Source organism: Flavobacterium sp. MDT1-60 (assembly GCF_014844035.1).
In the GTDB taxonomy this organism is placed as follows: domain Bacteria; phylum Bacteroidota; class Bacteroidia; order Flavobacteriales; family Flavobacteriaceae; genus Flavobacterium.
In genome coordinates this window covers 2,376,726-2,389,828 of sequence record NZ_CP062159.1, presented here as the reverse complement: position 1 = coordinate 2,389,828, position 13,103 = coordinate 2,376,726, and the positions used below count along the sequence as shown (strand labels likewise).

15 protein-coding genes are annotated in these 13,103 nt (G+C 34.7%); 6 read left to right on the top strand and 9 right to left on the bottom strand.

The window, feature by feature from the left end; genetic code table 11:
* Positions 1-35 precede the first annotated feature (35 nt).
* The 4 genes from IHE43_RS10375 to IHE43_RS10360 all read right to left on the bottom strand — a co-directional run bounded on the left by IHE43_RS10375 (position 36) and on the right by IHE43_RS10360 (position 2,656).
* A complete protein-coding gene (locus IHE43_RS10375; RefSeq protein WP_192187868.1) occupies positions 36-500 on the bottom strand; it encodes a cyclophilin-like fold protein in 465 nt (154 codons plus the stop codon).
* Positions 501-508: 8 nt separating this feature from the next.
* Entirely contained in the window at positions 509-1,552 is a 1,044-nt protein-coding gene (locus tag IHE43_RS10370) for an alpha/beta hydrolase (RefSeq protein ID WP_192187867.1), read from the bottom strand.
* Positions 1,553-1,563: 11 nt separating this feature from the next.
* A complete protein-coding gene (locus tag IHE43_RS10365; RefSeq protein WP_192187866.1) occupies positions 1,564-2,124 on the bottom strand; it encodes a sugar O-acetyltransferase in 561 nt (186 codons plus the stop codon).
* A 94-nt stretch (positions 2,125-2,218) separates the two neighbouring features.
* Positions 2,219-2,656, bottom strand: coding sequence for a nuclear transport factor 2 family protein (locus IHE43_RS10360; RefSeq protein WP_192187865.1), 438 nt, complete (start codon positions 2,654-2,656; stop codon positions 2,219-2,221).
* 126 nt (positions 2,657-2,782) lie between these two features.
* Between IHE43_RS10360 and IHE43_RS10355 the strand changes: the two genes are divergently transcribed.
* Positions 2,783-3,187 (top strand): helix-turn-helix domain-containing protein, encoded by a 405-nt coding sequence (locus tag IHE43_RS10355; protein ID WP_192187864.1) that lies wholly within the window; start codon positions 2,783-2,785, stop codon positions 3,185-3,187.
* Here IHE43_RS10355 and IHE43_RS10350 read toward each other — a convergent pair whose 3' ends face one another.
* Positions 3,188-4,015, bottom strand: a complete 828-nt coding sequence (locus IHE43_RS10350; protein ID WP_192187863.1) for an AraC family transcriptional regulator — start codon at positions 4,013-4,015, stop codon at positions 3,188-3,190.
* Positions 4,016-4,311: 296 nt separating this feature from the next.
* Here IHE43_RS10350 and IHE43_RS10345 point away from each other — a divergent pair, with 296 nt between their 5' ends.
* Positions 4,312-5,319, top strand: a complete 1,008-nt coding sequence (locus IHE43_RS10345; RefSeq protein ID WP_192187862.1) for a zinc-dependent alcohol dehydrogenase family protein — start codon at positions 4,312-4,314, stop codon at positions 5,317-5,319.
* Between the two features lie 176 nt (positions 5,320-5,495).
* Here the strand turns inward: IHE43_RS10345 and IHE43_RS10340 are convergent, their stop codons facing one another.
* Positions 5,496-5,828 (bottom strand): helix-turn-helix domain-containing protein, encoded by a 333-nt coding sequence (locus IHE43_RS10340; RefSeq protein WP_192187861.1) that lies wholly within the window; start codon positions 5,826-5,828, stop codon positions 5,496-5,498.
* A gap of 115 nt (positions 5,829-5,943) precedes the next feature.
* Here IHE43_RS10340 and IHE43_RS10335 point away from each other — a divergent pair, with 115 nt between their 5' ends.
* The 4 genes from IHE43_RS10335 (at position 5,944) to IHE43_RS10320 (ending at position 9,048) form a co-directional block, all read left to right on the top strand.
* The gene (locus tag IHE43_RS10335) at positions 5,944-6,708 is read left to right on the top strand and encodes an MBL fold metallo-hydrolase (protein WP_192187860.1); all 765 of its coding nucleotides are present in this window, start codon (positions 5,944-5,946) and stop codon (positions 6,706-6,708) included.
* Positions 6,709-6,732: 24 nt separating this feature from the next.
* A complete protein-coding gene (locus IHE43_RS10330) occupies positions 6,733-7,629 on the top strand; it encodes an SDR family oxidoreductase (RefSeq protein WP_192187859.1) in 897 nt (298 codons plus the stop codon).
* Positions 7,630-7,808: 179 nt separating this feature from the next.
* Entirely contained in the window at positions 7,809-8,171 is a 363-nt protein-coding gene (locus tag IHE43_RS10325) for a DoxX family protein (protein ID WP_192187858.1), read from the top strand.
* Between the two features lie 73 nt (positions 8,172-8,244).
* Positions 8,245-9,048, top strand: a complete 804-nt coding sequence (locus IHE43_RS10320; protein WP_192187857.1) for a pirin family protein — start codon at positions 8,245-8,247, stop codon at positions 9,046-9,048.
* A 135-nt stretch (positions 9,049-9,183) separates the two neighbouring features.
* On the opposite strand, the gene IHE43_RS10315 is transcribed toward IHE43_RS10320, so the two are convergent.
* Genes IHE43_RS10315 through IHE43_RS10305 form a run of 3 tightly spaced genes read right to left on the bottom strand, consistent with a single transcriptional unit; the run spans position 9,184 to position 13,085 of the window.
* Entirely contained in the window at positions 9,184-10,089 is a 906-nt protein-coding gene (locus IHE43_RS10315; RefSeq protein ID WP_192187856.1) for a carbohydrate kinase family protein, read from the bottom strand.
* Positions 10,090-10,112: 23 nt separating this feature from the next.
* Positions 10,113-11,666: a glycoside hydrolase family 32 protein gene (locus tag IHE43_RS10310; protein WP_192187855.1), complete on the bottom strand. Its 1,554-nt coding sequence runs from the start codon at positions 11,664-11,666 to the stop codon at positions 10,113-10,115.
* Between the two features lie 21 nt (positions 11,667-11,687).
* Positions 11,688-13,085, bottom strand: coding sequence for a DUF4960 domain-containing protein (locus IHE43_RS10305; RefSeq protein ID WP_192187854.1), 1,398 nt, complete (start codon positions 13,083-13,085; stop codon positions 11,688-11,690).
* Between the last annotated feature and the right edge of the window lie 18 nt (positions 13,086-13,103).

Genomic DNA, 13,103 nt, shown 5'->3' with positions numbered 1-13,103 from the left:
AAAAACCGTTGATGAGTGTCAACGGTTTTTATTTGTTATTCCAATTCAAAAGTTACTGTAGCATTTCCTGAACCTAATGCCGATGTTAAACCCGCTGCATCATCTACCTTTCCTAATTTTGTGTAACTATAAGATGTTGAAATTGATTTATAAAACAATACCAAAGTTTTTGAACCATACAACATTAAGTCACCATTATTTATAGTTCCGGGATTAGAAGCGTTTGTTGGAATACTGTTTGGCAAATCATAATATTTTTCATTTCCATTCAATTCAATCATATTAATTGTCAGAGGTAGCATTTCCTTAAATGCTCTTGCTGAATTATTCTCTAAAAGCGAAGCTTTAAAGATTTTTGAATTGACCGTTATTTTAATTTTATTATTTGTCATTACGGTACTGTTTTCAGTGTCTATAGTATCGCTGTCTTTATTACAAGATGATGCACCGCTAATAATAACTGATATAAAAGTCAAGAAAATTAAAACTGAAAATTTCATATCTATTACTATTTCAAATATTTTTTAAAGAAAGCATCTAATTTATCAAAAGGAATAACATCCACTTTGTCATACAAATCTACGTGTACAGTATTCGGTATAATTATTAATTCTTTTGGTTCATTTGCCGCTTTAAAAATGTCTTCACTAAAATATCGTGAGTGCGCATTTTCTCCTGCGATTAAAAGCATTGGTCTTGGCGAAATTTCTTTTACATAAGTTAGTATTGGCATATTCATAAAAGATATTGGATTGGTCATCAACCACGCTCCATTTGAGTTCACAGAATTGGGATGAAAGCCACGTGGTGTTCTGTAATAATCAAAATATTCTTTTATAAATTGTGGTTCGTCACCTTTCAATGTTTCAGGTAAATTTCTTGGACCGTCTGCCGGTTTTCCTGCTTCAGCATCTTTCCAACGTTGCTGTCCCAAAGCTTCCAATGTTTTGGTTCTTTGTTCCGGAGTTACTGAATCATTATATCCTTTCGACATTACTCTGGTCATATCATACAAACTGGTCGTAGCAACGGCTTTCACTCGCTTATCAATAGCAGTTGCGTTTAAAGCAAAACCGCCAAAACCACAAATCCCAATGATACCAATTTTATTTCTATCTACATTTTTCTGTAATCCTAAAAAGTCAACTGCAGCGCTAAAATCTTCAGTATTGATTTCTGGAGAAGCTACATTTCTTGGTTCACCACTGCTTTCTCCTGTATAGGATGGGTCAAAAGCCAAAGCTATAAAACCGCGTTCTGCCATTTGGTTAGCATACAATCCGGAAGATTGTTGTTTCACTGCTCCAAAAGCCCCGCTAATTGCCAGAGCTGAAAGTTGTCCATTTCCTGCATTTTTTGGAAGATATAAATCACCCGAAAGCGTAATACCGTAACGGTTTTTGAATGATACTTTTTGACGGGTTACTTTATCACTTAATTGAAAGGTATACTGTTCTGTTGTTTCCATTTTTTTTGATTTAGATTTTTTGTCTTGTGCAAATGCTTGTCCTGTTAAAAGAAGCATCATTGCGATTACCAAAGTTTTTTTCATTTTATATTTATTTAGATTGTTTTTAAAATTTTCGCAGGAATTCCTCCCACGATGGTATTATCAGGAACATCTTTTGAAACGACCGAACCCGATGCTACAATAGCATTTTCGCCAATTGTTACGCCTTGCAAAATGGTTGCATTGGCGCCAATCCAGGCATTTTTTTTGATAAGAATTGGTTTTGGAATTAAAGAATGTCGCTCTTCGATTGAGGTTGGATGTCCTTCGGTTAGCAAACTTACTTTCGGAGCTATTAATACGTTGTCTTCTATCGTAATTCCACCTAAATCAAGAAAAACGCAATCAAAGTTGATGAATACATTTTTACCAATTTTGGTGTGTTTTCCGTAATTGATGTGCAACGGAGTAAATACGGTTACACTTTCGTCAATTTTAGTATGCGTAATTTTGCTTAAAAAATCTCTGATTTCAGCAGGGTTTGATGAATTATTCATCTCAACCAATATTTTTTTTGTAACAAAGGAAGCTTCACGCATTTCATAAGCGTCATTGTCGGTTGACGAAATAATTTCTCCGTTTTTTAATCGATCGAATATAGTTGTTGTTTGCATTGTCTATTAAGATTTACAATGCAAAATTAAACACAAAGCCTCGCAGTGGCTTTACTGCGAGGCTCAAAGAATCTTTCTGAGAAGCTCAATAAAATTAAGAAACAGGTCTTGCTTCGATAATCAGAAAATGAGCCACACGGTCTTTGATGAACCATTTCCCATTTTGTAATACATAATTGTCATCATATTTTACGCTGTAATCAGTCAAAATATCTTTTCCTTCAATGGTTCTGATCATTTTGATTTGAGTAAAAGAAATTGCGGTAGCAGTTTCGCTCTCGATATTTACAGTATGTTGACCATTCAATGTAAAATAGGTCTTTACGAGAGAAGCATGATAGTTGAAATCTTTTTCCATATTTTCCCTTCCGGAAACATCGGCCACCAAAGCACCACCCATATAAACTTTATACGTAACATCCGGTGTGAATAGATCCATCACTTCAGCGATTTTTTTGTCATCACTTAAATAAGCATAATCGTCAATTAAGTTTCTTAAATCTTCTTTTGTTTTTAAAAGTTCTAGTGTCATAATTTTGTTGTTTAATTAAAATTGAGAATTAATTTTCTGTAATTATTATAAGCCAAAATTATATTATATTTGCTTACATTTTATTAGTCGTTACCTAAAGGTTAGCGAGTAACAAACAACATAGTGATGGATAAAACACAAGAAAATCAAACAGATAACAAAGAATTTACAGAAGAATGTCATAAGGTTTTAATGGCCGTTTCAGATGCATTATATGCCATTGGCGGTAAATGGAAACTGATGATTATCATCGCGATGGCAAGAGGGAATAAACGATTTACCGAAATTCAAAGGCAGGTCACAGGAATTTCCGCACGAGTTCTTTCAAGCGAATTAAAAGAACTGGAAATGAATGGTTTTATCATCAAAAAAGTAGAAAATGGCTATCCCGTAAGAATAGAATATGAACTTCTACCCTATAGCCATACATTAGAAGAAGTTGTGGGAGCAATGACAAAATGGGGAATGCAACATCGCGAAAAAATTAAAAGCGAACAGTCCGGAAAATTAAAAAATGATCTAGTTAAATAACTAAATTTCTGTTGGTGGAATTCCGTATTGTTTTTTAAATGCGGTTGAAAAATGAGAAGGGTTTTTAAAGCCAACTTCCATATAAACGTCCTGTACTTTTTTGCTTTCTTCTTTTAGTTTTATGTAAGCCATTTCCAGGCGTTTTTTTATCAGCCATTTTTGAGGTGTGAGGTTGCTAATTTTTTTGAAATCTCTTTTGAAAGTTGCCAAACTTCTTCCTGTGAATGAAGCAATTTGTTCCATCGAAAGTTCTTCCATATAGTTAGCGTTGAGGAATTCCAAAAGGTCAATTTTCCAAGGTTCTGCAAAGTCAAAAAGTATTGGATAGAGTTGTTCGTTGCTGTTTAGTAAAGCATAAATTCCTTCCAATAATTTCAAATGTGTAACGCCTTCCGTTGGTTTAATGTTGCTGTCAAAATAAGGTGTTAGCGATTGAAATAAACTTTCTATTGCGGGACTTGGATCTAACTTGAAGACCGTTTTATCAGAAATTTTTACAGCTGTAGGAATTTCAGATTTGTTCATTTTGCTGTAAAAATCACGCAATACATTACGTTTGAATGTTAACGAAATACCTTTGTATAAATCTTCGCCTTTGCTGTTTTTGTACATTTTCAAACGATGGTCTCTTCGAATAAAAGCACAATCCCCCGCCTGAAGTTTTATTTTTTTGTTTCTGTCTTCTATTATCTGTTCGCCAGAGTACAAGTAAACCAAAACATGTTCAGGTGTAGCGTGAATACACTTCTCACTATAATCCGCAAAGCAGGAAAGAAATATTCCTGAATAACTTAACGTTTTTAATTTATCGTCTGGTTGCGCCTCCATAATCTATCTGTTGTTTTACTAATGTACAAAAGTAAAATTTATATTTCTGATTTTCTTTGCTGTAAGGTTCATTTTATCTTTCTGTGAGGCTCAATTATATTGTTGAACTTTACCAAAGAAACCCAGAGCCGAATTAGAAAACAAGGAACGAAATAAACGCTGTTTTAAGTTTTAATCTATAGAAAACGTTGATATATGTCAACGGTTTTTTTTATCAAATCTCATTGTTGCGACACCTGTCTTTGATGCAACTTTGCCTTATCAAAATCAATTAAAAAATTATAAAAAATAAAACAATGAGTGATTTATCAAAAATGTCTAAAACAGTAGTTTTCCACGAAGCCGGAACTCCGGAAGTATTGAAAGTTGAACAAGTAGAAGTGTCTTATCCCGGACCTCAGGAAGTAAGAATTCAGGTAAAATCAATTGGGATTAACAGAGCCGATGCTATGTACCGTCAGGGAATGTATATTGAGAATCCTGTTTTCCCGGCCCAGTTAGGATATGAAGCAGCAGGAATTGTTGAAGCAATAGGTTCGGATGTTTCTAATTTAACAGTGGGTGATGTTGTAAATGTTATACCAGGGTTTTCATTACATAACTATTCCTCTTACGGAGAATATATTATAATGCCAGCTTATGCGGTGCATAAATATCCAGCCAATTTATCTTATGATGAAGCCGCATCTTTGTGGACAAGCTATTCTACTATGTACGGAATGATCGTAAATTCCGGAAAATTAAAAGCAGGTGAATTTGCAGTTATCAATGCTGCATCAAGCAGTGCTGGACTTGCTGCCATTCAAATAACAAATTATGTTGGGGGAATTTCAATAGCCTTAACTACATCATTAAAGAAAAAAGAGGCATTACTAAAAGCGGGAGCTTCTCACGTAATTGTAACATCAGAAGAAGACATTGCAACTGAAGTTTTAAAAATTACTAATAATGTAGGTGCTCATTTAATTTTAGATCCTGTTGTCGGTGCTAAATTTAGTACTCTTTTAAGCTCAGTTGCCGAAAACGGAAAAGTATTTGTTTATGGTGTATTGAGCCACGAACCAGCCAGTTTTCCTGCATTTGATGTTCTTATGAAAACACCAACCATTAGGGGTTATTCTGCTATAGAAGTTTTAGGCAATATGGATGTTTTGACAGAAGCCATAACTTTTATTGACAAAGGTGTAACCGAAGGAAAATTGAAACCAATTATTGATAAGGTTTTTAATCTGGATGAAATTGTTGCCTCTCATAACTATTTAGAGTCCAACCAACAATTTGGTAAGATTGTAGTGAATATATAATTTGATTACTGTTTCCATACACATTTTAAAAAAAAACCGTTGACAAATGTCAACGGTTTTTTTTTAAAATCAAATTTCGCAAAACTACTTTTAGTGGTTCGTACCAGACCGTCTTTGAAATATTTCTCTGATATAAATTTATTGTTTTTACAATTTACCAGTATAAGACAATAATTTCAGACTAAATTTTCTAATCCAAATTGAGCTAATTGATCCACAATCGGTAATGTCTTCAATCCTAGTTTAGTCAATCGATATTCTACTTTGGGAGGAATTTCGGGATAAGCTTTTTTACTGACTAATTTATTTTCAACAAGCATATTTAATTCTTGTATCAGCATTTTTTCACTAATGCCAGGAACAGCTCTTTTTAACTCACCATAGCGCATTATTTTGTCGTTGATTTGAAATAGTATCATCAGTGTCCACTTACCGCTTAACAGGTTCAAAGATGCTTTTACAGGACAATTTTCATCACAAGGCGGAATTTTTTTTAAGTTTTTTTCCATTGATATTCAATTATTCTAACCATTTGGTAAGTACCCAACCATTGGGTAAGTACTTGTGCAAAAGTAAGTACTTGTTTAATTTTGTACAAGTTTTAATCATAAAAACAATAAGAAAATGAAAATCCATCAAATACGAAATGCCACTATTATAATAGAATATGCAGGAAAGAAAATTTTGGTGGATCCAATGCTTTCCCATAAAGGAACATTATCAGCATTTATTCCATCAAAAACATGGAGTTTTAAAAAAAATCCATTGTACGATTTACCTATTTCCAAGGAGGAAATTGTAAAAGATGTTGACTTTGTTTTTGTGAGTCACTTGCATTACGACCACTGGGACAAAGAAGCTATAAATACTCTACGCAAAGGAATCAAAATATTTGTACAAGACGAAGGGGATAAATTAAGGATTGAAAAATCAGGATTTACCAATGTAGAAATTCTTACTGAAAACTCATCTTTTGGAGAAATTAAGCTCAGCAGAACCAAAGCCCAGCACGGTAAAGGATATATTCTGAAAATTGCAGGTTTTGTTTGCGGATTGGTATTAAAACATCCGACAGAAAAAACTTTGTACATAGCTGCAGATACCGTTTGGTACAAAGGAGTTCAGGAAGCTTTAGACCAACATAAACCTGACATAATAATTTTGAATGGTGGCGATAATCAATTTGCTTTTGGAGGTCAGCTAATAATGAATAAGAAAGATATTTATGAAGTTCATAAAGCCTCTCCCAATGCTGCAATTGTAGTAAGTCATATGGAAGGAGTTAATCACAATACCCTCACAAGGAAAGATTTGAAAGAATTTCTTACTGAAAAAGGAATAACTGATAAAGTGAACGTTCCTGAAGATGGGCAATCATACACTTTTTAATTATCAACATCAAAATAAAAGAAAATGAAAATTCTAGTATTCGGAGCCACTGGCTCACAACAATTCAATGTTATAGGAGAGGCTCGAAAAAAAGGGGCAGAAATAATAGCTGCCACAAGCTCAGAAACTAGTTTCGAAAAATTAAAACAAGCCGGGGCAACACCAATTTTGGCAAACATGAGTGATGTAGTTAAGATGCAGGAGATTACCAAAAACATAGAAGCGATAGCTTTAATGATCCCCGTTTCTCTACCCAATCCACTGGACGGCTTGCAATATGCCAAAAACGTGATTGATGCCGCCAAAGCAAATGGCGTAAATAAAATAGTATGGAATACCAGTGGCTGGTTAGCTCCGCAAAAAATAGGAATACCCGGTGAAGATGTGAAATTGGATATTAGCAATTATCTGAAAAATAGTGGATTGAATTACGTAATCATTGAACCTACTATTTATATGGAAAATATGATGGGACCATTTTGCGCCCCTTTTGTAAAAAACGAAAAGAAATTGGCTTATCCAACTCCAGAAGCAATGCCTATAGGCTGGATAGCTTCCAGAGATGTAAGCGCCTTTGTGGTGGAAGCTATTTACAACACACAGTTAAAATCTGATACTTTCCAAATTAGTGGACTAGAAAATCTAAGTGGAAATGATTTGGCTAAACAGTTTTCTAAAGGTATAGGCGAAAAAATAATATATTATCCACAACCCCCAAAAGAATTTGGTGATATATTAAAACCATTTGTGGGAGAAGCGGGAGCGGCTGGCGTTTCATCTTATTATGAAAGTCTCCAAAACGCAACTGAATATCCACCAAAATTCAATCCCAATATGAGTGAAGTATTAGAAAAACTTCCTGTAAAAATGACCTCTCTGGAACATTGGGCAAAGCAGAATAAGGATTATTTTTTAAACTGATGAATTAATTCAGTAAGAACTTAGAACATATTTATCTAATCATTATTATGAATAACTTAAAAACCGTTGACAAATGTCAACGGTTTTTTTTATCATATCGCATCGCTTTAGGGTTTGTTTTCGATGCAATTTTACAGCATAGAAATAAACAAAAATTAACTCTCAAAAATTAGAAAAAAATGAACAAGAACAAAATTATTTATTGGACAACTACAGGAATTATTACAATTATGATGCTTTTCAGTGCATTCAGCTATCTAACTAATCCTGATATGAAAGCAGCATTCGTACATTTAGGCTTTCCTGATTATTTCAGAATTGAACTGGCTATTCTAAAGGTTTTAGGAGCTTTAGCTTTGATACTTCCAATGGTTTCAGATAAAATCAAATCGTTCGCTTATTTTGGATTTGCATTAACATTCATTTCTGCATTTATTGCACATTCCGTGAGTGGAGACCCAATATCTGTAGTAGTTGCGCCTATTGTTTTTATAGTCATTCTGGGAGTTTCCTATATTTTTTATAATAAAGTTAAAGCGTAAATACAATGAAAAAGGAAATCAGTTTTTCAACAAAGGAAATAGAGCCGATTTAGGACCATTGACTATCAATCGAATGTTGCCAAACCGGTATACTCATAAAGTTGGCCCTTTTGTATTTCTGGATTATGTAGCTCCTGCTGTCAAGGAGATCATAAATAAAGACGGTATGGGCGCACATCCACATCGGGGTATCGCTACGTTGACTTATATTCTTCAAGGTGAAGAAGAGCATTTTGACAGTGCAGGGAATTATGCCAAAATACATTCAGGTGGCGTTCAATGGATGAAAGCAGGTACAGGAATAGTTCACGATGGAAATTTGAATTATGATTCTGAAACCGATAGCAAGATGGTTCAGGGTTTTCAATTCTGGATTAATTTACCTGCAAAAAACAAAGCAGAAAAGCCAGCACATTTAGCAATTCAAGCCAATGAAGTGCCTAAAAAAGCATTGCCTGACGAGAGCGGATGGATAAAAGTAATTGTTGGCAAATATGAAGACCTGAGTTCGAAAATCCCTAATTATTCCGATCAGTTTTTGTATCATATTCAATTGGAAGCAGGAAAACAGTTTTCTATCAGTCTGACAGATGAAATGGAGGTTGCCACTTTTTTGACTACACAAAATGCAATTCTGAACGACACCGAATTTGGAGCTGGAGAATTTATAGAATTTGACAGAAAAGGAGGTGAAATAGAAATAAAAAATACGGCTCAGATTGCGATCGATATTCTATTATTTGGCGGTGAAGAATATATAGAACCTGTTGTAGCAGAAGGTCCATTTGTAATGAACAATCAGGAAGAAATAGTTCAGGCTTATCAGGATTTTTACGCCGGAAAATATGATAAAATTAATCTGTTAAATAAAAAATGACCGCATTAAAAAATTCTGAATTGGCAATAATTAAGTATTACAGGTGACTTTTGGTCCAATAAAAATGCCTCCAAATAATTACTAAGTTTTGGAGGCATTTCAAATTTAAATAGATTTTTTTTTAAGTTTAAAATATTATAATTTTACCTTAAGGATCATATTTTCAATTTTAGAATACGAAATCTCGGGATTGGCGCCCGGTGCTTCTGCCACTAAAGCTCCTACTGCACAAGCAAAGTCAATAGCAGTTTGGGGTGCTTTTCCGGTAAGTAAAGATGTTATCAGAGCTGCTAAAAACGAGTCGCCTGCTCCTACTGTATCTGCAACTTCAACAGGATAACCACCATTTTCGTAAAGTTGTCCTTCCCACATTAACAAAGCGCCATGTTTACCTTTGGTTACACACATAGCTGTTACATTGGTTCTTTCTGCAATGAAGTGCATATTTTCTTCCAAACCCGTAAATGACGACTGCATGGCTGCGCTAATTTCTAATAATTCCTCATCATTGAATTTTATAAAATTGGCCGAATGCATTAATTGTTCCAGAATTTCATATGAATAATGAGGCTTTCTTAAATTAACATCAAAAACCTTATAGGTCTGTGTTTGCAACAACTCTTCCAAAGATTGCCTTGATACCTCATCCCTGCAAACCAAACTTCCGTAAATGAGAACATCAGCATCAGCAGCTATTTTTCTCGCAAAATCGTTCAACACAATTTTATCCCATGCTGATGGATAATTTATTTCATAACTCGCAGAACCGCGCTCATTTAGTGTTACGTTTACTAATCCGGTTGCAAAATTTTCGGTTTGCATAATAGCATTCGTTTCAAGTCCTAAACTTTTTACCTGATCGATAATCGCTTTACCATCTTCATCATTTCCTACGCAGCTAATCATGGCCACATCACAACCTAATGTTTTCATGCGCAAAGCCACATTTAGCGGTGCTCCGCCAATCTTTTTTTCATTGGCAAAAACGTCCCAAAGCACCTCTCCAAAGGCCACTGCCTTAAGGTTTTTTCCGTTATTCATTCTAAAATTATTTTATATTAATGTTATTCTGGTTGCGTAATCTGAAGATTTGAAATTACGATATTTTGTCCTTCAGCAATTAATCCCCATTTATTCTTATCTCTTCCGTAAATACGATTCGTCAAAGCCGCTTTTCCGTTAATGTATAGTACGACAACGCTTCCCTCAGTAATTATTTCAACAGCATATTTTGTATTTATTTGAAATTGAAAAGGAATTCGGGTTACTTCTTGTGACGCAGAATTATATCCTATGATTTTTCCTTTCGCTATATCAAAAACAATCTTATAATAACTTCCGGAATCATTGGTATGAAAAACAAATCCTGAAATACCATTTGCATTTCCTAAAGTAACCTCTGCTTTTATTCTGGCTTTTTTGCCTATAGCTTTAAACGTTGCCAATGCTTTATTTGTTGCACCGGATAAAGTATAATTACCTGAAGTTATAGTTACATTTTCAGAAACCGCATCAATCTCAGCAATTCTATTTTTAGAAAATAAATCCTTTACTTTTTGAGGAGCCTGAGTGCCTAAAGTTCCATCAGAATTTTGAATTAATTCATGGATCACCATATTTCCGGCCCAATCTTTATTTCCGAGATCGTTTTCAGGTGTTTTTCTGGCATTCCATCCAAAAACATATCTTTTATTTCCATCAGAAGCTGTTTTTCCGGCATAAAAATATTCTCCGTCAATCCTGTCATTTTCTGGCGTTGTCCAGGGTCCGTTAATAGATGTTGCCATTCTGTAATGGGTTCCTTTATTACCACTCCAGTTTTCAGAAAATAGCATATACCAGTAATTTCCCATTTTAAAAATATCGGCACATTCCATCATCAAATAATTTTCCTGCGGAGTTGTGGTGTAAATTGGCGTTTGAACATCCCACTTTCCAGAAGTCGGATCTGCACTTGTAAAATGCAATAAAACGGCTTTTCTGCCCGGTTCTGTTTGTGTGCTAACCAACATCGAATACTTTTTCAGTTCATCATTGTAAAACACATGCGGATCTCTGAAATCATAATTATAATATCCGGCAGGTGCAGTGATTTTAAACGATGGTACTTTTGTCCAGTTTTTTAAATCAGTACTAGTAGCACACAACACACTTTCTCTGGCATTTGATTGCACAAAAGCCGGTGTTTCATTGTGTCCGGTGTAATAAAAGTAATAAAGATTACCCACTTTTACAACTGATCCTGTGCCAATGGCAAAATCAGGATCAGCAGTTTTTCCGAATGGAATTGTTTGCCCTTCGTAGGTAAAATGAGCCAAATCTGTACTTAAATATTCATGAATATCATGAAAACCTTTTCCGGCAGGTTTATTCTGCGCATCATGAAGAAAATAAATATGAAATTTTCCGTTATCAAAAAAGGGCATAATATCGCCTGTATAACCCGCACTGTAATAGGGATCATTTGTTCCCATCCATTGTGCCGGCGGTACAGGGTAAATACTTGTCATTTCAGACTCGCCTCCTGAAGTAGAACCTCCAATATACGTATCGTCCTGACTACAGGAAACAAGCGAAAAGAAAATGGAAGCGATTGTTATTATATTTCTATATTTCATTTTTGTCGATTTCAAGATAGATTACTTTTTAGCCAGATAATTAATACTGTTTTGTGTCAAAAGCTTAATATTATTAATGAATTCATTAGCCTGGCTTGGTGTACCACTGCTATTGGTTTCGTTATACCAGTCGTAGGCTCCCATCGAAATTACTACCACATTTTTATTGGTTGCGCTGTTTGGAAATTCTGCAATGGTAACTCTTCCGTCAAGATTATTATCCCAGGCCTCACTGGCTAAATTAGTTCCACCTGTTTGGTTTCTCCAGCCTTCTCCATTAACATAACCTCCCCATTCCGGTACAAACCACCATGCGGTATGGTTTAGTCTAAAAGTTCCGCTTTGCAATAGATTTGCTTTTCCAGTTTCATAAGTTGTTAATCCTTCAAAAATTGGATGATTTTCATGCCCTTTAAAAGACATTCCCCAAGAGTTTCCATCAACAAATCCATTCGGAGGAAAATCTCCAAAAACATTATTAGGTCCTTTCCCTGAAGGAACAATTCCTAAAGCATCTACATATTGAGAGGCAAAAGACGTTAAAAGTAAATTCCCTCCATTAGCTCTGAAATTCTTTAAAGCTGCTGTTACTACAGGATTGTAAGCAACAGAAGGTAAATTAGCAGCCGAATCAAAATGCCACCAAATCACATCAACAGCACTTAAATCGGTATTATTTAAAATACTATCGAAAGAAATATATTTGGCTCCGCTAAAAGTTGAAAAGAACCAATTAGCAGCCGTAATTTCATCCATATTTGTAATTTCAGCTCTTGTAGCAGCTGTTCCTAAAAAAGCAACTACTAAACCTGTTACCGGAACTCCAACTTTAGCGGTATAGTTCACACTTTTTCCGTTAGATGTTATTACAAAAGTTACCGGATTACTAAAATCAATCGTAGTCCCTGAAGCCGGTGAAATAGAAACACCATCGGTTAATTCGATTACAGGTTGAAGTGTTTTTAAATTGGTACCTTCAGGTAAAGTCATTGTAATAGTTTTGCTCATATCATTAATTGTTGCAGCAACTCCATTGATTTTAAAACTTTTAACAGGACTCAAAACTACGGTCGTAACCGTATAATCTTTATACAAATTACCATTTATTACTCTAAAGGTTACCGGATTTGTAAAATTGACTGGCGTTGTTATATCCAGATTTGATGTTGCTCCGGCTTGTAAAACAATTTCAGGTGTTACTGCCGTAATATCTGATCCATAAGGCATTGTTACACTTATTTTTCCTGTTTTCTGATCAATTTCACCCGATGTTCCTTTTATTTTAAAAGAAGTAACATTAGAAGGCGAATTGACATCAAAACCACCACTCTCAAAGCTATTTTCGCAGGCAGTAATCATAAAAAGCAATGACAATATCACAGACACTTTGGTCCAATATTTATTTATATGTTTTTTCATACTAATGATCTTTAAAAG